The sequence below is a fragment of the Chryseobacterium shigense genome (assembly GCF_900156575.1).
In the GTDB taxonomy this organism is placed as follows: domain Bacteria; phylum Bacteroidota; class Bacteroidia; order Flavobacteriales; family Weeksellaceae; genus Chryseobacterium; species Chryseobacterium shigense.
In genome coordinates this window covers 429,030-449,789 of sequence record NZ_FTNY01000001.1, presented here as the reverse complement: position 1 = coordinate 449,789, position 20,760 = coordinate 429,030, and the positions used below count along the sequence as shown (strand labels likewise).

Sequence of the window (20,760 nt, the reverse complement as noted above, 5' to 3'; positions counted from 1 at the left end):
CGATAGTTTAGGACGATCCGTAGTTGTATTGATGTGATTTTTGCTCTCAAAAAAAATATGGATACATTTCTTCATTCAGCCAATATTGCTGTTCACGTTATCAGCGGGAGTCTAGCCTTGATCATTGGTTTATTAATTCTTTTAAAAGCTAAAGGAACATCTCTTCATCGAAAACTCGGATCTTTTTTCATATTGTGTATGATGGTGGTGGTCACTACAGGCATCTTTGGCGTTATTGTATTTAAAAGAAACCTGTTTCTCCTTCTTATCACTGTTTTGGCAGGATATAATACCTATTCCGGATTCAGAATTTTAAAAGAAAAATCAAACCGTTTTTATGCTCAAGATCTCATCGCTATGTTTTTGGCTCTGAGTACGGCATTTGTTTTTATGTATTATCTCAAATCGATTGGTTTTTACTGGAATCCTGTTGTCATTTATTCCGGAGTAGGCTATCTGTTACTCGTCATCACCTATGATATTTTCCGTTATGCTATTCCTAAGTCCGCATATGGCCGGTTATGGAGGTATGAGCATTCAAGCAAGATGATCAGTGCTTTGGGTGCATTGCTTTCTGCTTTTATCGGAACCATTCTGCCGGATCATAAGCCCTACAGTCAAATACTACCCTCATTATTCATGACGTTTGTGATGGTATTTTTTAATATTAAAATTTATTTACAGATTAAAGGACAACAGAAAACGGCTTGATCGGTTTTTCAGTAATTTTTTTTACATTTGACCCCTCATTAATTTATTTAAAATCAATATTCATCAATGAATAAAATTCCCAAAATTGGCTGTGCTTGTGAAAAACCGACTTCGGACTATACTGAATACAGAAGTTCTGAATTAGGAATAGATCATACTAACGGAAGATATGCAGAAGTAACCATTGAACAGTGCAAACTTTGTCAAAGAATATGGATTCGTTATTTTGTTGAATTTGAACATTATTCTAAATCGGGAAGGTGGTACAAAGGAATCGTTTCTAAAAAAGACCGCTTACAAATTACCCCTGAAAATGCGGTTGACTACCTGGAAAGCCTTGAATGGTATGTGTATGGGGGTTCATTTTTTGAAAGTACCGGAATATTGGGAAGCGGAAAAATGAAAGTAGATGCATAAGTTCTGTTATGAAGTAAAGATAGAGAGGAGGAGATAAGACCTATTCATCATTTTCAGCATTAATTTTATATTAAAAACTAAGATTAAAAATGAATAAAAATGATTGAAATTTTTAAACCATGACCAGCGAATTAAAAAAAGAAATATACAATAAGTACAGAAGTTATCTTGCCGCAAATTATAATGAAAAATACATCTACCGACTCATCATTCAAGAGGGGTATCGTCAGGAAGATGTAGATGAGGTCATGAAAGACATCTATGCTGATCAACAAAAAACGCTGAAAGAAAAAAATAAATACCGTTCTATCATTAGCATCATTCTATATATAATAGGTACGATTGTACTTGTGGCGGCAATAGGATTTATAATTGTAGGATTGATAAACATTGCCATTCCTTTGTTTTGTCTTACTGTAATTATATGGATCGGTGCCAACAGATAATCACGATTTTTTTTAAATCTCAAATTCATCCGTAAACTTGACAAAACTCACTTGGGGGTGTGGCAATTAATCAGTAAATTTGTGATAATTAAGTAAGATAATAACAAACAAATTCATATAATAACATGAGTCAATTCGATGTTACCGTAATCGGTTCTGGTCCTGGAGGTTATGTAGCTGCGATCCGTGCAGCTCAGTTAGGTTTCAAAACAGCAATTATTGAAAAATATTCAACTTTAGGCGGAACTTGTCTTAACGTTGGATGTATTCCGTCAAAAGCGCTTTTAGACAGCTCTGAGCATTTCGAAAATGCGAAACACAATTTCGCAGGTCACGGAATTATCATCAATGAGCCACAGGCTGATATCGCAAGAATGGTTGAACGTAAAAACGAAGTCGTAGAACAGACCACCAAGGGGATCAATTTTTTGATGGACAAAAATAAAATCACTGTTTTTGAAGGTCTTGGAAGTTTTGAATCTGCTACTCAGATCAAAGTAACTAAAAATGACGGTTCTTCTGAAACGATCGAATCAAAATATACAATCATCGCAACAGGTTCTAAGCCATCTTCACTTCCTTTCATCTCACTTGACAAAGAAAGAGTGATCACGTCTACAGAAGCCTTAAACCTTAAAGAAATCCCTAAGCATCTGGTGGTAATCGGAGGAGGGGTTATCGGTCTTGAATTAGGTTCCGTATACTTAAGATTAGGCGCTCAGGTAACGGTTGTTGAATTCATGGATAAAATTATCCCTGGAATGGACGGAGCTTTAAGTAAAGAATTGACTAAAGTTCTTAAAAAGCAGGGAATGAAGTTTATGCTTTCTACTGCGGTTTCTGCGGTTGAAAGAAATGGAGATACTGTAAAGATCACAGCTAAAGATAAGAAAGGAGAAGAGGTAACGGTAGAAGGAGATTACTGTTTAGTTTCTGTAGGAAGAAAACCTTATACAGACGGTCTTGCTCTTGAGAAAGCAGGAGTAGAACTTGACGAAAGAGGAAGAGTAAAAACAAACGACCATTTACAGACTAATGTGGCCAACATCTACGCGATCGGTGATGTTATCAAAGGAGCCATGCTTGCTCATAAAGCTGAAGAAGAAGGAGTTTTGGTTGCAGAGCAATTAGCAGGACAAAAACCTCATATCAACTACAATCTGATTCCTGGTGTGGTATATACCTGGCCTGAAGTAGCTGGAGTAGGTAAAACTGAAGAACAGCTGAAAGAAGAAGGAGTCGCTTACAAAGTAGGTTCTTTCCCAATGAGAGCATTAGGTAGAAGCCGTGCAAGTGGTGATATCGATGGTCTTGTGAAGATCATTGCAGACGAAAAAACGGATGAAGTTTTAGGAATGCATATCATCGGAGCCAGAGCTGCTGACCTTATCGCAGAAGGTGTCATTGCTATGGAATTCCGTGCAAGTGCTGAAGATATTGCAAGGAGTTCTCACGCTCACCCAACCTATGCTGAAGCGATTAAAGAAGCTGCATTGGATGCAACAGGTAAGAGATCGATCCATATGTAATTTTTGATTGAAAGATTTAAAAATTCAAATATTTAAAGAATAAAGAGAAGCATTTTGCTTCTCTTTTTTTATGAACATAGGAAATGAGTGATCCGTTCTTATTTTTCTCTTTTTTAAACTGTTTTCAAATATGAATAATCCCGATATTTGAATAAGAATACATTGAAAAGGTCATCATTATGGAAAATCAGGAATTGAAAGTATACCTTAAACGAATTGGAATTGAAAATACAGATGTGAATGGCGGAACATTAAAACTGTTGAAAACACTTCATCAAGGTCATCCTAAACATATCCCATTTGAAAATATAGATCCTTTTACGGGACAAACGCCGTCATTACAGCCGGATGCTATTTTCAATAAATTAGTATCACGTCAGCGTGGAGGATATTGCTATGAACAGAACTCATTGTTTAAAAATGTTTTGGAAAGTCTTGGTTTTACGATTAAAATGCATCTTGCAAGGGTAGTCTGGGGCAGCAAAGACGGAACCGGAACCGCCCGTTCCCATATGATGCTCAGTACAGATATAGAAGGGATAAAGTATCTGGTAGATGTGGGTTTTGGATCTATGACCCTTACTTCCCCCATTGTATTGAAAACAGGTATTGAACAGGAAACTCCCAACGGTTTATTTCGCCTCGTAGATACAGAAGGTTTTTACAGACTGGAAGTTTTAAAAGACGAATGGCTGCCTATTTACAAATTTTCTCTGGAAGAAGTCGAATTCTCAGATCTGGAAATGGCCAACTGGTATGTTGCGACCGGTCCGCATTCTGTGTTTAATCAATCTCTAATGATTACACGGGTAGATGAAGAGGCGAGATATGCTCTTTTTAACAGGACACTGACGATCCGATGGAATGACGGAAGAAAAGAAAGCTCTGAAATGACAGATCAGGATCAATTAACTCTTGCATTGAAAAATCACTTTAACCTTCATCATCTATCTGAGGATTTATTAGGAAAAATATATTTGAAATTACAAGATATACAGACCCATTTCAGTATTACTCAATAACAGTGATGTGTACAGAAGATAAAAGATAAGCTGATGCCTAGATTCAGTAATTTTTTAATGATAGATAAGGTTTTATCCGCGGTTTTAAAACAGAACAATAGGATGATTTGGAGTAAAATGGGATATGTAGTTTTAAAATCTTCAATTTTCCGTACCTTTGTGGCTAATTTTATATTCAATGCAACTCGGAAAAACCCAGACTTTAAAAATTTCAGAAAAAAATCATTCAGGATGGATCCTGGTGGATGAATCAGGTGAAAAAGCTTTTTTACCTAAGGTTTTCACCAGCGATGACAAAGAAATTGACGATGATGTTGAAGTTTTTGTCTATCAGGATGACGGAAAATTAAAGGCAACCACTGAAATACCATTGGCTGAAGTAGGGGAGTATGCGGTGATGGGCTGTGTACAGAGTCTTCCGAGCGGTGCATTTATGGACTGGGGAATTATCAAAGACCTTTTTATCCCCTACAAACAGCAGAAGTCAAAAATTCTTGAAGGAAAAAGATATTTGGTTTATCTTTATGTAGAGGAAACCCTGGGACTGATTACAGGAACTACAAAATTCAAAAGAAATCCGCAGTATCAGGACCTTCCTTTTGAAAAAGGAGAAAAAGTAGACCTGATTATCATGAATGAAAGTGAATTGGGCTGGAATGTGATCATCAATAAAAAATACATCGGGCTTATCTATACATCCGATGTGTTCAAAAAATTGTATCCGCTGTCCGAAGAAGGTGGTTATATTAAAGCAATCCGTGAAGACGGTAAAATTGATATCTCTTTACAGCCTGAAGGTTTTGAAAATGTAGATGAATTCAAGCAAAAAATTCTTGACAAACTGGAAGAGAACTACGGACTTCTTTTTCTATCAGACAAATCTACCCCTGAGGAGATCAAAGATGAGCTTCAGATGAGCAAAAAGAATTTTAAAAAGGCCCTTGGCGGACTTTACAAAGATAAGATCGTTGAAATTATGGACGATAAAATAAAATTAGTATAAAGTAAAAAACGAGCAGAATTTTCTGCTCGTTTTTGTTTTTAATCTCTGTTCTTTACCAGAAGCCAGCCGCTATAGGTTCTTCCGTCTGAAACTTTGATCGTATACCAATAGTTTCCTGTAGCGACAAGCTGCTGATGGTATTTCCCGTCCCATACAAATGGTTTGTTGGTTATGATTTCTTTTAAAATAACAAATCCTTTTCTGTCATACACGTATATTTCAGTTCCCGGATAATTTTCCAGTCCGGCGATTTTCCAGGCATCATTGTTTCCATCACCATTGGGGGTCACTGCATTTTGAATGTTAAATATTGAGAATTTCTTCTGTCCTATAATACAGCCTGATTTTGTTCTTACATAAACCGTATATTCTCCTGTATTTAAATGCGTAAATATATTGGAGTCCTGCCATGTAAAATGATCTAAAGAATATTCATAGTTTCCTGCTTCAGAAAGAATAACGGTAGCGGTATTACTATTGATGTTCACTGCTACAATTGTGGCCAGAACAGAGTACGTTACCTGAATAGTCCTCGTATTTTCACACCCAAAAACATTCTTCACGGTTACAGAGTAGGTGCCAGGAGAAGAAACTGTAATTGTTCGGGCAGTTGCTCCTGTGCTCCAAAGATAGGTCGTAAAGCCCTGTCCTGCATCAAGTGTAACGGTCTTCCCCTGACAGAAATCTATTTTTTCCGGCAGCTCAATGAAAGGTTTCGGATTAAGGGTTAAGGTTAGTCTTACCGTAGTAAAACATCCGTCAATAGTAGTCACCTTCACAATGATGACTGTTGTTCCTGTATTTAAAATATAGTTGGTGAGATTGGTAATGGCATTTCCTGTAGTATCTGTATAGGTAAAAATATAGTTTCCGGGATTGCTGATCATACTGCTTTCGTAAGAATGAAGATCAACACTCATTGTATTGGCTGTGGTACTGTTACAAAAGACTATGGTTTGATTGCTTGCCGGAACATTATTGGTTGAAAGAGTTACAGATATAGCCAGCTTTTCAGATTCACATCCATTGAGCGTTTGGGTTGCATAATACGTCTGTCCATTAACAAGAGCTGTAGTTATGGGAAGAATACTTCCTGAAGCATTATAAAAGATAACAGAGGTACCTGTAATAGTCAGATTAGCTAGAGTAGGAGTTGCTGATGCACAAAAATCCTGGGTTGTGTTCGCAGTAGGTTTTGGGGTGCTTTTAATGGTGACCTGAACCGCTATTTTACCACTTTCACATCCGTTGATGGTTTGAGATACATGATACATCTGTCCGTTAATAAGCGGAGTAGTGGCCGGTAAAATATTTCCCGCAGCATCATACCATTTGATATTCTGCCCTGTTACCTGAAGATCAGAAATCTTCGGATTGCCGGTTTCACAGAAGGTTTGAGAAGTATTTGCTACAGGAGTCTGAACAGGATTTACAGTGACTGTTTGATTTTGTGTAGAGATATTTCCGTTTCCGTCATTATAATTCCAATGAATGGTATAGGTTCCAGGAATGGAATAAGAGAGCGGATCCGGTGTTGTAGCTGTTATTAGTCCTGCACAGTTGTCTGTTGCAGTTGGCAAAATGGTAATCATGGTATGACAATCGCCTGTGATAGTGGGTAAGCTTGCAATATCCGGAACAGGAGCCAGGATATCTCCCACTACGACATTTACAGTAAAACTACCATCACAAGCTCCGGAACCTGAAACCTGGCAGGTATAAATTCCCGAATGAATTGTTGTTGCATTGGGAATGGTGGGGTTTTGCAGACTTGATGTGAACCCGTTGGGTCCGGACCAGTTGTAGGTTGTGCCACCTGTTGCGCTTAATTGGACTGTTGAATTGGTGCAGACAGGAGAGTTGGAGGTAACAATAGCTGTAGAGGTACAGTCCTGAAATTTTGCAATAAAAATATCATTTCCACCTCCAGGTTGCTGCTGAAATGTTCCTGGTGTTGAAATACCTGCCGTATTCCCGCTTGACATTCCTGTTAAATAAATAGAACCTTCATTATCTTTTGTAATTTCGCCAAGCTGAGTAGCTCCATTTCCTGTATAATATGTTCCCCATTCTTTTATATCATTTTGATTGTATTTAATTAAAAAGGTAGCAATATACATGGCAGGAATTCCCATATAAGCTCCGGGAGTTGAAATATCTGCTTGTCCAAAATTTTGTAAATGAAGTCCCGTGAAGAAAACATTTCCTGAGACATCAGTATAAGCAAATAACTGACCACCTGGATTGAAATCGAAATAACTCTTCGTTATAATATTACTTGTCAGATTTACCCTCCAGACTCCTGGTTTGTTTATGATACCGCCTGATGCAGCAGGGATGGTGTATTCTCCGGCAAGTATTAGTGTATTATTAATAATTCTGGCCTGTCGTATCACATCTTGTCCTACTTCACCATAATAGCTGGACCTTATAAGTGTATTTCCAGATTTAGAAAGTTGTAAATAGATCCCATCAGTAATTCCTGCTTTTACGGCTTGAAAAGGATTGATCATTGGAATATTTACAGATTGTGTAGCTCCAACAATTTCCAGATCATTTACTGACGAAAATATTTGAAAAATAGAAGTTGAAGAGTCTGATCCTCCAAAATAAGTGGCCCAATCTACATTTCCATTGGTTGAGTTTAAAGATGCTAAAATTCCATCCGACATGCCTGATGCAGTAGCTTTTGTTGGCTGTAGGGCATTGACAGTAGGGAAGTCTGAACTAAAAGCATGTCCCCCAAGATATACATGATTTTGATTATAAGATACAGTATAAAGTTTATCTTCTCTACTTGACACAAATTCTTTTTGAAAAAGTAAACCTCCGGTATTGCTGAATTTTACCAGAACAATATTTTTATTATTTTGCCCTCTCTGAACTGTACCTCCTGCAAAAACATTGAAATTTTCGTCGAAATCTACATCTTCAAAAATATCCGCCATTCCTGATCCGTAATACGTTCCCCAGAGTCTTTGTCCGGTTTTAGTCAGCTTTATAATATAAGCATCAAAATTTCCAGCAATATTTTGCTGATAAGTCCCGGAAGTTGCAAAATTGGTGGTACTTGACGTTGTTCCAATCAGGTAAGCTGTACTCTGTACATCGGTTTTGATCTTTCCGTAGTCTTCTCCATAACCACCTGCATAACTTCCCCAAACTCTCGTAGGAACAGGATCAATTATAATCGTTTTGTTTGAAGAATCTACAGGTGAATTAAATCCAAAAGTCTGATCTCCCAAATCTTTAAATGACACCTCAATATTTTCTTTTTTATCGCTGAGAATCCAGCTGTTGGGAATGTTTTCATGCACATCCCCGAAACGAACATTCATGGCAAGCTTACCATCTTTAATAGATGTTGCAGCACCGTTACATTTCATTTTTATATCGGATATTTTTCCGCCGGGATGAATGATGAAGTTATATTCAATAGGTTTTAAAGTATCCCCCGGTTTAAAAAAGACCATATCAATATGGGGATATATATTCTTATAAATGATTTTTTGATAGCGGTGAATATTGGTGATGCCTTCAGGCTTTTCCCGGAGATTATAATAATTATCATAATCCGGAGATTTTCCCTCTGCTACAATGGAGGTGTTTTTATTCGAATTGATCAGCTCTATGTCAATTCTATGAAAAAGCTTTTCATCATTAAATTCATCCAGAGGATAAGGTCTGGAATCAAGAACTTCATTTTTAAGATATTTTGAAGAATTGAGGTTGGGGGTTTTCTTCGTTTCATAAATATCATAAGAAAAACCATTGGCTCTTAGCTGGACATTTAGTCCGGAGGTATGGTACAAATATTTTACAGCCTTATTGCTTTTTCCTTCCTGATCAGTGATCTGTCCTTTATTTTCGTAGAAGTAGTAGGTGTTCTGAGGTTTGTTTTGAGAATAATAAAGCGCACAGTGAAGCACCATGAACAGAAATAAAATTTTTCGCATCAGTTATTAAATTTTTTTTGCGGCAAAGATATAAAAATGCCCTTTCCGTCAAAGATTAAATAGTAATAATCTCAAACTGAACATCGAAAAACATGATGCAAATCATAACAATTATGTTTAATTATTTTGTTTAACAATTTTGTCAAAAACAGAATTTGATTTACATTTGCACAAAATTGTTTAACAATAATGTCAAATCAAGCGAAAAAAGACCAAACACAGGAATTGATCAAGGAGACAGCGAAGAATTTATTCTTTGTGAAGGGGAAGTTTGATGCTACTACCCAGGAGATTGCCGATGAAGCCGGAGTGAACAGAACATTGATCAACTATTATTTCCGTTCGAGAGATAATCTGATTCAGATCATTTTCGATGAAGCTCAAAGGGTGGAACAGGAAAAATCCAAGATCATTCAGAATGCAGATCTTCCTTTCAAAGTAAAGATCAGCAAATTTGTAGAAGGTAGTCTTTCGACCAGCCTTCAGTATCCTTATCTGGAAACCTACATTGTTTCACAGATCAATAAAGGAAATTGTCATCAGAGAGAAATCGAAGAAGATGTCCTCGAAACTCTTTATAAAGATATTGAAAAAGAGATGGAACTCGGAAATATAGAAAAAATGGCTCCGGTACAGTTTATCCTGAATATGGTTTCTCTGCTCGTATTCCCGAGTGCCATCAGACCGTTGTTTATGGAGAATCTCATGATCAGTGATGAGGAATATGACAAGATTATTTCAGAAAGAAAGGAGATCATTATCAATATGCTTTTTAAAAATTAAAAAATGTTAAAGTATTTTATGAAATGATACGTCCTTTAGAAACAAAAACATTGACGAGAAAATTACATTAAAAAAATAAACGAAGTATACTATTATGAAAAGAAAACGTATAACTGCTACAAAGCTAAAAATTGGGATAGCTGCAGCATTTATGATTTTCGGTTTTTCATCCGTATCTGCCCAGCAGCAGGTTTCTTTACAGGAAGCCATCAAGCAGGCACTGCAGAATAAAGCAGAAGCCAAAAAGGCGGCGTTACAGATCAAAAAAGCTGAATATAAAATTGACGAGGCCAGAGCAGGAGCTTTACCTCAGATCAGTGCGACGGCAGGTTTAACCTATAATCCGGTGATTCAGGAATCTTTGCTTGAATTTGGCGGAGAAAGAATCAGAGCTCAGCTGGGACAACCCTGGAGTTCTACCGCTTCTGTACAGCTTCAGCAGGCTTTATTTGACCAGAGAGTTTTTACAGGTCTTAAAGCGGCAAAATCTACAAGAGAATTCTATGTTCTGAATGCTCAGCTGACGAATGAACAGATCATTGAAAATGTAGCAACCGCTTATTATCAGGTATTTGTACAGGTAGAAAATTTGAAAACGGTAGAAGCGAGCTATACAAATACCGAAAAAGTAAGAAACGTTATTAAAAGCTTAGTGGATAATGGTCTGGCAAAAGCGATTGACCTTGACCGTACCAACGTTCAGTTGACCAATATCGGTTCAAACAAGCAACAATTAATCAATTCTGTTGAGCTTTCAAAAAATGCTCTGAAGTTCTACATGGGGGTTCCTATCGGCACCGAGATCGAGCTTGAAGAAAAAACGATTGAGCCAAAGCCGGAGTTGATTGCAAGCACTTTAAATCTTGATAACCGTACGGAAATCAAAGTTTTGAATAAGAACAGAGAGCTTCTTCAGTTTAACAAAAAAGCCACGGAAGCCTATCTTTATCCCACTGTGAGTCTTACCGCAAACTATGGATGGGCTGGTATGGGGAAGAAATTTCCTTTAACGAATGGCCTTAATAACGGAGTTCTTTGGAGCGACTATTCTGCAGTAGGTTTGAACATCAATGTTCCTATTTTTACCGGGGGTGCTACAAAAGCTAAAATTCAGCAGGCAGAAATTGATATTCAGGACCTTGATCAGGATATCCAGAATACACAGCTGACTTTGGATCTGGATCATAAAAATGCCATTGCCAATATGGAAAATGCCATTATCAATATCCAGAGCATGAAAGATAACGTTGATCTTGCGGAAAGAGTTCAGAAAAATACACAGTCCAATTACCAATACGGTTTAGCAACATTGACTGAGGTGCTGGATTCTGAAAATGCTTTAACGCAGGCAAAACAAAACTATTCAAACGCATTGCTGGATTACAAACAGGCCGAGATCAAATTGATAAAAGCTAAAGGAGAACTGAACACACTACAAAACTTATAATAAACTAAAATGAAAAAAACTTTAATATATATCATCGTAGCAGCGGTCTTAGTCGGTTTAGCGGCTTACAAGATTGCAGATAATAAAGAGAAACAAACCAAAGAAGTAAAAGAAGTGGCCAAGCAGGTTGATAAGATCAACGTGAATGTGGTAACGGTTTCAAGAGAAAATATCGATACTGATTACTCAGCGAACGGAACTTTTATTCCCAAGCAGGAAATGAACCAGTCTTCTGAAATCGCAGGACGTATTGTGAATGTTCTGGTAAAAGAAGGATCAAGAGTTTCTGCCGGACAAACTTTGGCCACCATTAAAAAAGATGCTATTGAAGTAGATGTAGCGCAGGCTCAAAATAACCTGCAGAATGCCATTATCGACAATCAGCGTTACGAAAATGCCTTTAAAACAGGAGGAGTTACCAAGCAGCAGGTTGACAATTCAAGATTGCAGTTGAAAAATGCACAGGCAGCGGTGAGAGCACAGGGAGTAAGAGTAAATGATGCAAGTATCCGTGCCGGAATCAGTGGAACCATCAACAAAAAAATGGTTGAGCCGGGAACGGTGGTTTCCATCGGAACTTCGATGTTTGAAATCGTTAATATCAACAGCCTTAAATTGTCTGTACTGGTAGACGAAAGCCAGGTGGGAAGGATTGCATTGGGTCAGGAAGTTCCTATTAACGTTAATGTTTTACCGGAAGATTCTTTCAGCGGTAGAATTACATTTATTGCTCCTAAAAGTGATGCCTCTCTAAATTTCCCTGTTGAAATTGAAGTTCAGAATAAAGGAAACTTAAAAGCGGGGATGTATGCAACGGCTCTATTCAAAACCAATCACGGTGCTGAAACTCAAAATATGCTGACCGTTCCTGCGGAAGCTTTCGTCAATGGAGTAAGTTCAGGACAATTGTTTATCGTAAGCAACGGAACGGCTAAACTGATCAAAGTACAAACCGGGAAAGTATACGGAGATAAAGTTCAGATCCTAAGCGGACTGAATGGCGGCGAACAGGTAATTACCAGCGGACAGATCAACCTTGATAACGGTTCGAAAATCAATATCGTAAAGTAAGATAAGATGAAGTTAGCAGAAATATCCATTAAAAGGCCGTCCCTGGTTATCGTATTGTTTACGATACTGACGTTGGGTGGTTTATTAAGTTACTCCATGATGGGGTACGAGTTGATTCCGAAGTTTGAAACCAATATGGTAACCATTTCTACGGTATATCCGGGAGCTTCGCCTGCAGAGGTGGAAACTTCGGTCACCCGAAAGATTGAAGATGCCGTAGGTTCACTGGAAAACGTAAAAAAAGTAGAATCTTCCTCTTACGAAAGTTTATCGGTGATCATGGTTCAGCTGAATACCGGTGCCGATGTAAACTATGCTTTGAATGATGCACAGAGAAAGGTAAACGCTATTCTGGCAGATCTTCCGGACGACGCAGATCCGCCTTCACTGCAGAAGTTCTCACTGGATGATCTTCCGATCATGACGTTGAGTATTTCCAGTGATAAATTGAATAATAAAGACCTGTATGACCTTTTAGATAAAAAGATTGAACCTATTTTTTCCCGTGTCAACGGGGTTGCTCAGGTGGATCTTGTAGGAGGGCAGGAGAGAGAAATTCAGGTAAGTCTGGATGAAAAGAAAATGCAGGGGTACGGTATTGCCATCGCGGATGTGCAGCAGGCCATTCTTTCTTCAAATTTAGATTTCCCGACGGGAGCTTTGAAAACAAGAACGTCAAGATCTACGATCAGACTTTCAGGAAAATACAAAAGTGTAGCTGAAATGAACAGCCTTGTGGTTTCCAATAAAAATGGAGCTCAGGTTCGTTTGTCTGATATTGCAACGGTTTTCGATACCCAAAAAGATGTTGAAAAAGTAGCGAGATACAACCAGAATTCAACGATTTTACTTCAGGTTAAGAAACAGTCTGATGCCAATGCAGTTTCGGTTTCAGAAGCGATTCAGAAAACAATTGCCAATGTTCAGGACAACTATAAAACTCAGGGAATTAAGATCAATATTGTAGATGATACCACAGACTTTACGCTTGAAGCGGCAGACCACGTGATCTTCGATTTATTCTTAGCAATTATCCTGGTAGCAGTAGTCATGTTATTGTTCCTTCACAACATCAGAAACGCATTTATTGTAATGGTATCTATTCCGATGTCATTGATTGCAACGGTGATCGGAATGTATCTGATGGGCTATACCTTAAACCTGATGAGTTTACTAGGACTTTCATTGGTAGTGGGTATCCTTGTGGATGATGCGATTGTGGTTTTGGAGAACGTTTACCGTCACATGGAGATGGGGAAAAGCAGAATTCGTGCAGCTTACGATGGTGCTTCAGAGATTGGATTTACCGTAACGGCAATTACCCTGGTAATCGTGGTGGTATTCTTACCGATTGCGATGAGTTCGGGGTTGGTATCTGATATCCTGGCGCAGTTCTGTGTCACGGTGGTTATTGCGACATTATTCTCGTTATTAGCTTCATTTACCATCATTCCTTGGTTATCTTCAAGATATGGTAAACTGGTTCATTTGACTGGTAAAAATCCTTTTGAGAAATTTATCCTTTGGTTTGAAAAGCAGTTGGAAAAATTCACGCACTGGATCACAGGAATTCTGGAGTGGGCATTGAAATCTACGTTAAGAAGAGTGATGACGGTGATTGTAACATTCATTATCCTGATTTCTTCATTTATGTTGGTGGCTTTTGGATTTATCGGGGGTGAATTCTTCCCTAAAATGGACAGAGGACAGTTCCTTGTTCAGATGGAATTACCAAAAGATGCTTCGGTAGAAAAAACCAATCAGGTGACTTTAGCGGTTGAAAAATACCTTAGAAATGATAAAGATGTAGTGGATATGATCACCACGGTGGGTCAGCAGTCATCAGGTTTTGGTGGGGCACAGGCTACATTGTACCAATCAGAGATTCAAGTGATTTTGGTTGATAAATCTGAGCGTAACGAAAGTACAGATATCAAATCTGCGAAAATCAAGAGAGCTTTAGAAGAAAAATTCACAGGTGTTGAGTTTAAAACCGCACCGATCGGATTAATGGGAGCAGATAATGCGCCGATTGAAATGGTGGTGACAGCTCAGGATAACGAAACAGCCAATAAAGAAGCGAACAGAATTCTTGAACTGCTTAAAAAAGTACCCGGATCTGTAGATGCTGAATTATCAACAGACTCTGGAAACCCTGAAGTTCAGGTGAATATAGACCGAGATAAAATGGCGTCTTTAGGCTTGAATCTTTCCAGTGTAGGACAAACGATGCAGACTGCATTCAGTGGAAATACAGACGGAAAATTCAGAGCCGGAGAATACGAATATGATATCAACATCCGTTTTGGAGATGCGAACAGACAGTCGATTGATGATGTAAGAAACCTGATGTTTACAAACCCTCAGGGAGAACAGATCAGACTAAGCCAGTTTGCAGAGGTGAAAATGGGTTCCGGACCAAGTTTATTGGAACGTAGAGACAAATCCCCTTCTGTAAAGGTAAAATCTAAAGTAGTAGGTCGTCCTGTAGGAGACGTTGCCAACGAATGGGCAGCTCAGTTCATGGATAACGCGAAGACTAAACCAGCGGGTGTAAGCTATATCTGGAGTGGTGATATGGAAAACCAGACCGAAGGTTTCGGTACTTTAGGAATTGCATTGATGGCCGCTATTGTATTGGTTTACCTCGTAATGGTTTCACTGTATGATTCATTTGTCTATCCGTTTGTGGTATTGTTCTCCATTCCTCTGGCATTGATCGGAGTAATGGTCATTCTTGCCATCACAGGAAATTCATTGAACATCTTTACGATGCTGGGGATGATCATGTTGATTGGTCTGGTCGCGAAGAACGCGATTATGATTGTCGACTTTGCGAATATGAGAAAAGAAGCCGGTGCCAATACGCATGATGCTTTGATTCAGGCCAACCATGCACGTCTTCGTCCGATCCTGATGACCACGATTGCCATGATCTTCGGTATGATCCCGATTGCGATTGCAAAAGGAGCAGGAGCAGAAATGAACAACGGATTGGCTTGGGTAATCATCGGTGGTTTGACTTCATCATTATTCCTGACGTTGATCATTGTACCGGTAGTGTATTCATTATTTGATTCTATTCTGAGAAGAATGGGCAAAGGTGAAAAAGTAGACTACGATGCTGAAATGAAAGCTGAATATGAACATAAAGAACTAAGTGAAGACGGATATACTCCGAAACACGTAGACTAATATAACAACCTTTAATTAACCCAAAGCGCATCAGATTTCTGATGCGCTTTTTGGTTTTACATTTAATAAAATATTTTCCGTTCAATCTGTCATTTCAAATTGATCCGAGAACTGTTTTGATAAAATGGTCTGGTTGATAAATTGACTGTGATTTTGCTGAGTGAAACGCCCTTGCGAGCAAAAATATATTCCATTCATTTTAGAAAAAACTTTGAGCTCTTTGCGTTACAATGAAGCCGCAAAATTAAAGTTCAGTCATAAAAAAAAGCTTCCAGAATGAACCGAAAGCCTTTGCTTATTATGGAGTATACAGAAAATTAGTCTGCCATAGCTTCACCAGCTTTTCTGTAGATAAAACTTCCGTAAATGTGTCTTCTTGCAAAACGGCTTGGAGAATCAGAATTCACCATTTTGATATAGGTATTTCTTGGAACACCAATATATTCATACATATTTCCGTTCAGATGCTGAACCTTCAATACTGCTTTCTCAAGATAGAAATCCTGAATATTAGATTTTGTGATCGTCTCCGTGTATTCTTCTTTATATTTTTCCTGCGTTTCCTCGTTGATGCTTACCAAAAAATGGTAGGCTTCAATCACGGCCTTGCTTTTTTCTTCTGCTTCCAGCTTTCCGGCTTCGTCATTGGCAAATTTATCAGGATGCGAATCTTTCATCGTATTTCTGTAAATTGTTTTTAATTCCTTTAAAGTGACAGTTTTATCAACTCCAAGAAGCTTTCTGTGTTCACCAACTCTTTTCATATGTATGATCCTTATTTCGGGGTGCAAAATTAAGCTTTTTAATTTGAAAATTGTAAGTTATTCAGTATTAATTTATTTCAAGTTTAAGAAATAAATAAAATACACTGTGTTTTTGGTTTTTTACCAAAGGAATAAGCCGTTAGCCTTGTCAAGGTTTTAAACCTTGACAAGGCTTCCTCCTGAAATCATCTCTTCAAGGGAATTTATTCAGGTGAAAAAACAATAAAAATGTCCTTCAGTTCTTGTTGCGATTCTGAACTCAGCATCCTTAAAATACGAATAACAGATGATTTATTCGTTCTTATTTTTTTTTATATTTGTAAAAAAGCAAATCATGCAAAAAGAAAAATTACGTACAGTACGAAAGAAAAAAGGATATACTCATCAACAGATTGCTGATATCATTGCAACAGATGTCTCCAACTATAGCAGAAAAGAAAGTGGTGATGTGAAAATTGTACAAAGGGAATGGGACAAAATTGCTGCTTTTCTGGAGGTTCCGCTAGAGGAAATCTATGAAGAGGAAGAAGGGGTGATGATTGTTAATAATAACAATTCTACATTTAATGACAGCCCTGGTGCAGGATCAAATGTTCATACTTTTAATAATGAACTCAGCATTTCTTTAATTAAGAATTTGCAGGAGTATATTGCCTTGCTCAAAGAAGAAGTCAGCAGGCTTAGTGAGAAGCAGAATAAACCGGGGAAATAATTTCCCGTTGATAATAAATTTTAAAAGCGCATCAGAATTCTGGTGCGCTTTCCGTTTCTGTATCAAAGATATATAAAGATGCTAAGTATAGCTGAAAAATTACTTATGTTGAATTGATTTCTTAATATTCATTATTTAGCACCAATTACAGTAAAAAAATCTAAGCTTATTAGTTTTTAATTTAAAAAAATAGAGCTTTTGTTTTTGGTGTAAGTGTCTGTTATTAAATAAATTAACATAATAAAAAAATCCCTTTCATTTGAATTAATTAGATGTATTTATGGCTCAATTTTAAATGTTCTATGTATTATCCTAAAAAAATCCTTCAATTATTACTATTCTTTTTTGGTATTTTATTTTATGCTCAATCACATAGTGGAGATCCTTTACGAGGTGATTTCACCTATCAATTAAAAGCTAAATTTGATCAACGAACGGATAATAGACATGAAGAGCTTTTTTCATTACAAATAGCTGATAATCGTGCATTTTTTGCGAGTACAATATCGCTGAAAGGAGATTCTGTAATGGAGAATTCAAGAACAACGACTAATCATTCCAATGGAAGTATAACGCTCAGTTATAAAGAAGGAGTCGTGATCCCCAAAACAGATCTATCCTTTACCATAATACAATCAAATGAAAATATACAGTACTTCAGATCAGTAGGAATGGCTTTACTTACCTATAAACAACCGGTCATAAAGAATTGGAACCTTATAGATGAAACCAAGGTAATCAATACATTTCATTGTAAAAAGGCAGAAATTACCTTTAAAGGAAGACATTGGATTGCCTGGTATGCCCCAGAAATTCCTTTGCCCTATGGTCCTTATAAATTTAGCGGATTACCTGGTTTAATCATTGAAATAAAAGATGATCAGGGTGATTACAGTTTTGAGCTTGTGAAATCTGTCTCTGATTCCAAATTGAAGGGAAAATTTATCAATATAAAGAAAAACAGATATACTGAAGCCATAGAAACCACACAGCCTAAACTTAAGCAGGCATTACGAAATGCAGATGCAAACGCAGCTGCCGTCTTTGCAAGCTATGGAACCACCATCCTGAAAGGACAGGAAATGCTAAGGCAAAGAGAAAAAGAAAGAGAAGAAAACCTGAAATATGAAAATCCCCTGGAATTGGAATAGAAATCTTATCCGCTTTATCAATCCCATTTCAAAAATTGATCTTTTCTTTGCTTTCCTGAAAATCAACAGAGTTACTTTTAAGCCTTTGCGTTAAAAAACTTACACAGATTGAACCGATGAACCGGCTTAGATTAAAATAAAAAAAGCAGAAGTAAAAACTCCTGCTTAGAAAAAATAATCAATGATTGTTCAGATTTTCCTGTCTGGCATAGGCGGAGGCAGCATCTTTCGAGGCTTCCACCATGGCAATCAAAGCCTTTTCCGTTTCATCCCAATGCCGGGTTTTCAATCCACAATCAGGATTGACCCAAAGCTGTTGTGCCGGAATGACGGCCTGTGCCTTTTTCAACAGGTGAATCATTTCCTCTTTGGAAGGAACTCTTGGTGAGTGAATATCATACACTCCCGGACCGATCTCATTCGGATATTTGAAATCTGCAAAAGCCTGAAGCAACTCCATCTGGCTTCTGGAACATTCGATCGTAATCACATCAGCATCCATATCTGCAATATTCTGAATGATATCGTTGAATTCAGAATAGCACATATGCGTATGAATCTGTGTCGTATCTTCCACACCCGAAGCTGAAATTCTGAACGCTTCTACAGCCCATTCAAGGTATTGCTGCCATTCGGATTTTCTGAGAGGAAGTCCTTCCCTGATGGCTGGTTCGTCAATCTGAATAATTCTGATGCCTGCCTTTTCTAAATCGTTGACCTCATCGCGGATTGCAAGAGCAATTTGTTTACAGGTGACCGATCGGGGTTGATCATCACGGACGAAAGACCATTGCAAAATGGTTACAGGTCCCGTCAGCATTCCTTTTACCCATTTTTGGGTGAGAGACTGCGCATACTGAGACCAGTAAACCGTCATCGGATGAGGTCTGTGTACGTCACCATAGATGACCGGAGGTTTTACGCAGCGGCTTCCGTAGCTTTGGACCCAACCGTTTTGAGTAAAGGCAAACCCGTCAAGCTGCTCGCCAAAGTATTCCACCATATCATTTCGTTCAAATTCTCCATGAACCAATACATCGATTCCTATTTCTTCCTGCCAGCGGATCGTTCTTTCCGTTTCCTTCTTTAGCAGATCATCGTATTGTGCGGCAGTCAGTTCTCCTTTTTTGAATTTTGATCTCCAGGTTCTTACCTCTTTAGTTTGAGGAAAAGACCCGATGGTGGTCGTTGGAAACAAAGGAAGTTGCAGAACTTTTTGCTGCTCTTCTTTCCGTGTACTGAACGGGCTGTTTCTTTTCGCATCATCTTCAGTGGTTAACTCTACCCGGTCTTTTACCTTCTGATTGTGGATCAGTGTTGATGTCTTACGGGTATCGATGGCTTTTTTATTCTCGGCATATTGCTGTAAAGCCTGATAATCTGCATTTCCTGAAGCCAGTTTTTTTAAGACAACAATTTCATAGACTTTTTGTTTGGCAAAAGCCAGCCACTGTTTGATCTCAGGTGATAGAATATCTTCATTTTTTTCTGAATCCAGATCGAAAGGAGAGTGGAGAAGGGAACATGAGGGAGCAATGAAAACTCTCTCTGAACCGATAGTATGGATTGCTTTTTCTATAAATTGTAATGACCTTTCAAAATCGTTTTTCCAGATGTTTCTTCCGTCTACAATGCCTAAAGAAACGCTCATTGTTTGCGGGATAGCCTGTAAAACCTCATCCAGCTGTCCGGGAGCTCGAACCAGATCAATGTGTAAGACATCCACCGGAAGTGAAGCTGCCAGTGAAAGATTATCTTTTAATCCATCAAAATATGAGGCTACAATGAACTTTAAATTGGGAAATTGTTTCCTGATTTCAGTATAAATAAACAGATAGGTTTCCTTTGCTTTTTCATTTAAATCCAATGCCAGGAAAGGCTCATCAAACTGAATATATTCCGCACCGTGATTTTCCAGTTCTGTTAAAATCTGAATATACACCGGAAGTAAGTTTTGAGCTAAATCCAGCTTATCGAAGCCTTCTTCTTTTTCTTTTCCTAATAATAAATAAGTCAGCAAACCGATAATGACAGGTTTTGCATTGATTCCGGCTTGTTGGGCACTGATGAATTCCTGAATGATTTTATTGGAAAATAATCTGAATTCCTGATTTTTCTGAAATTCAGGGACTATATAGTGATAATTGGTGTCAAACCACTTCGTCATTTCCATCGCGGTAATATCCAAACCATCTTTCTGAAAGCCTCTTGCCATAGCAAAGTAGAGATCAGGGTCAGATTTTTTTAAAGCAATTTCCTGATAACGTTCGGGAATGGCTCCCACCGTTAAGGTCATATCCAAAACCTGGTCGTAGTACGAAAAATCGTTACAGGGAATAAGATCTATTCCAGCTTCCTTTTGCAGGGTCCAGTTGCTGTGTACAATAGTTTTACCAACTTCAAGCAATTCGTCTAAAACGATTTTGCCGGACCAATAATTTTCGCAGGCTTTTTTCAGTTCTCTGTTGCTACCAATACGCGGATAGCCAAGTAGGTGTGTTTGCATTTTCTTTTCAACTTTTTAATTAAATAATAATGGTAAAGTTCTTTTAG

General features: G+C 37.9%; 15 protein-coding genes. 12 read left to right on the top strand and 3 right to left on the bottom strand.

Features of this window, described 5'->3' with window-relative positions; translation table 11 throughout:
• Nucleotides 1–57 precede the first annotated feature (57 nt).
• The 6 genes from BW964_RS02160 (at nucleotide 58) to BW964_RS02135 (ending at nucleotide 5,128) form a co-directional block, all read left to right on the top strand.
• A complete protein-coding gene (locus BW964_RS02160; protein ID WP_076504315.1) occupies nucleotides 58–711 on the top strand; it encodes a hypothetical protein in 654 nt (217 codons plus the stop codon).
• Between the two features lie 66 nt (nucleotides 712–777).
• A complete protein-coding gene (locus BW964_RS02155; RefSeq protein WP_076504313.1) occupies nucleotides 778–1,128 on the top strand; it encodes a hypothetical protein in 351 nt (116 codons plus the stop codon).
• A gap of 119 nt (nucleotides 1,129–1,247) precedes the next feature.
• Complete coding sequence (locus BW964_RS02150; RefSeq protein WP_076504311.1) at nucleotides 1,248–1,574, top strand: hypothetical protein; 327 nt, start codon at nucleotides 1,248–1,250, stop codon at nucleotides 1,572–1,574.
• Between the two features lie 125 nt (nucleotides 1,575–1,699).
• The gene (gene lpdA / locus BW964_RS02145) at nucleotides 1,700–3,103 is read left to right on the top strand and encodes a dihydrolipoyl dehydrogenase (protein WP_076504309.1); all 1,404 of its coding nucleotides are present in this window, start codon (nucleotides 1,700–1,702) and stop codon (nucleotides 3,101–3,103) included.
• Nucleotides 3,104–3,282: 179 nt separating this feature from the next.
• A complete protein-coding gene (locus BW964_RS02140; protein WP_076504307.1) occupies nucleotides 3,283–4,125 on the top strand; it encodes an arylamine N-acetyltransferase family protein in 843 nt (280 codons plus the stop codon).
• Between the two features lie 178 nt (nucleotides 4,126–4,303).
• The gene (locus tag BW964_RS02135) at nucleotides 4,304–5,128 is read left to right on the top strand and encodes a CvfB family protein (RefSeq protein ID WP_076504305.1); all 825 of its coding nucleotides are present in this window, start codon (nucleotides 4,304–4,306) and stop codon (nucleotides 5,126–5,128) included.
• Nucleotides 5,129–5,166: 38 nt separating this feature from the next.
• Here BW964_RS02135 and BW964_RS02130 read toward each other — a convergent pair whose 3' ends face one another.
• Nucleotides 5,167–9,084, bottom strand: a complete 3,918-nt coding sequence (locus BW964_RS02130; RefSeq protein WP_076504303.1) for a DUF7948 domain-containing protein — start codon at nucleotides 9,082–9,084, stop codon at nucleotides 5,167–5,169.
• Between the two features lie 189 nt (nucleotides 9,085–9,273).
• On the opposite strand from BW964_RS02130, the gene BW964_RS02125 reads away from it, so the two are divergent.
• From BW964_RS02125 to BW964_RS02110, 4 genes are all read left to right on the top strand, one after another.
• A complete protein-coding gene (locus BW964_RS02125; RefSeq protein ID WP_076504301.1) occupies nucleotides 9,274–9,867 on the top strand; it encodes a TetR/AcrR family transcriptional regulator in 594 nt (197 codons plus the stop codon).
• A 94-nt stretch (nucleotides 9,868–9,961) separates the two neighbouring features.
• On the top strand, nucleotides 9,962–11,314 hold the full coding sequence (locus BW964_RS02120) for a TolC family protein (protein ID WP_076504300.1): 1,353 nt from the start codon (nucleotides 9,962–9,964) through the stop codon (nucleotides 11,312–11,314).
• Nucleotides 11,315–11,323: 9 nt separating this feature from the next.
• Complete coding sequence (locus tag BW964_RS02115; RefSeq protein ID WP_076504297.1) at nucleotides 11,324–12,385, top strand: efflux RND transporter periplasmic adaptor subunit; 1,062 nt, start codon at nucleotides 11,324–11,326, stop codon at nucleotides 12,383–12,385.
• 6 nt (nucleotides 12,386–12,391) lie between these two features.
• A complete protein-coding gene (locus BW964_RS02110) occupies nucleotides 12,392–15,580 on the top strand; it encodes an efflux RND transporter permease subunit (RefSeq protein ID WP_076504296.1) in 3,189 nt (1,062 codons plus the stop codon).
• Nucleotides 15,581–15,897: 317 nt separating this feature from the next.
• Here the strand turns inward: BW964_RS02110 and BW964_RS02105 are convergent, their stop codons facing one another.
• Nucleotides 15,898–16,344, bottom strand: coding sequence for a KTSC domain-containing protein (locus BW964_RS02105; protein WP_073332254.1), 447 nt, complete (start codon nucleotides 16,342–16,344; stop codon nucleotides 15,898–15,900).
• A gap of 334 nt (nucleotides 16,345–16,678) precedes the next feature.
• Here BW964_RS02105 and BW964_RS02100 point away from each other — a divergent pair, with 334 nt between their 5' ends.
• Nucleotides 16,679–17,056 (top strand): helix-turn-helix domain-containing protein, encoded by a 378-nt coding sequence (locus BW964_RS02100; protein ID WP_076504294.1) that lies wholly within the window; start codon nucleotides 16,679–16,681, stop codon nucleotides 17,054–17,056.
• Nucleotides 17,057–17,358: 302 nt separating this feature from the next.
• The gene (locus tag BW964_RS02095; RefSeq protein WP_076504293.1) at nucleotides 17,359–18,207 is read left to right on the top strand and encodes a GLPGLI family protein; all 849 of its coding nucleotides are present in this window, start codon (nucleotides 17,359–17,361) and stop codon (nucleotides 18,205–18,207) included.
• Nucleotides 18,208–18,385: 178 nt separating this feature from the next.
• Here the strand turns inward: BW964_RS02095 and metE are convergent, their stop codons facing one another.
• The gene (gene metE, locus BW964_RS02090; protein WP_076504291.1) at nucleotides 18,386–20,713 is read right to left on the bottom strand and encodes a 5-methyltetrahydropteroyltriglutamate--homocysteine S-methyltransferase; all 2,328 of its coding nucleotides are present in this window, start codon (nucleotides 20,711–20,713) and stop codon (nucleotides 18,386–18,388) included.
• Nucleotides 20,714–20,760 lie beyond the last annotated feature (47 nt).

Excerpts from the sequence above, each read along its gene's own strand:
- BW964_RS02110 (WP_076504296.1), top strand. The coding sequence starts at position 12,392 with ATGAAGTTAGCAGAAATATCCATTAAAAGGCCGTCCCTGGTTATCGTA.
- BW964_RS02125 (WP_076504301.1), top strand. The coding sequence starts at position 9,274 with ATGTCAAATCAAGCGAAAAAAGACCAAACACAGGAATTGATCAAGGAG.
- BW964_RS02130 (WP_076504303.1), bottom strand. The coding sequence starts at position 9,084 with ATGCGAAAAATTTTATTTCTGTTCATGGTGCTTCACTGTGCGCTTTAT.
- metE (WP_076504291.1), bottom strand. The coding sequence starts at position 20,713 with ATGCAAACACACCTACTTGGCTATCCGCGTATTGGTAGCAACAGAGAA.
- lpdA (WP_076504309.1), top strand. The coding sequence starts at position 1,700 with ATGAGTCAATTCGATGTTACCGTAATCGGTTCTGGTCCTGGAGGTTAT.
- BW964_RS02140 (WP_076504307.1), top strand. The coding sequence starts at position 3,283 with ATGGAAAATCAGGAATTGAAAGTATACCTTAAACGAATTGGAATTGAA.
- BW964_RS02115 (WP_076504297.1), top strand. The coding sequence starts at position 11,324 with ATGAAAAAAACTTTAATATATATCATCGTAGCAGCGGTCTTAGTCGGT.
- BW964_RS02160 (WP_076504315.1), top strand. The coding sequence starts at position 58 with ATGGATACATTTCTTCATTCAGCCAATATTGCTGTTCACGTTATCAGC.
- BW964_RS02100 (WP_076504294.1), top strand. The coding sequence starts at position 16,679 with ATGCAAAAAGAAAAATTACGTACAGTACGAAAGAAAAAAGGATATACT.
- BW964_RS02150 (WP_076504311.1), top strand. The coding sequence starts at position 1,248 with ATGACCAGCGAATTAAAAAAAGAAATATACAATAAGTACAGAAGTTAT.
- BW964_RS02105 (WP_073332254.1), bottom strand. The coding sequence starts at position 16,344 with ATGAAAAGAGTTGGTGAACACAGAAAGCTTCTTGGAGTTGATAAAACT.
- BW964_RS02120 (WP_076504300.1), top strand. The coding sequence starts at position 9,962 with ATGAAAAGAAAACGTATAACTGCTACAAAGCTAAAAATTGGGATAGCT.
- BW964_RS02135 (WP_076504305.1), top strand. The coding sequence starts at position 4,304 with ATGCAACTCGGAAAAACCCAGACTTTAAAAATTTCAGAAAAAAATCAT.
- BW964_RS02095 (WP_076504293.1), top strand. The coding sequence starts at position 17,359 with ATGTATTATCCTAAAAAAATCCTTCAATTATTACTATTCTTTTTTGGT.
- BW964_RS02155 (WP_076504313.1), top strand. The coding sequence starts at position 778 with ATGAATAAAATTCCCAAAATTGGCTGTGCTTGTGAAAAACCGACTTCG.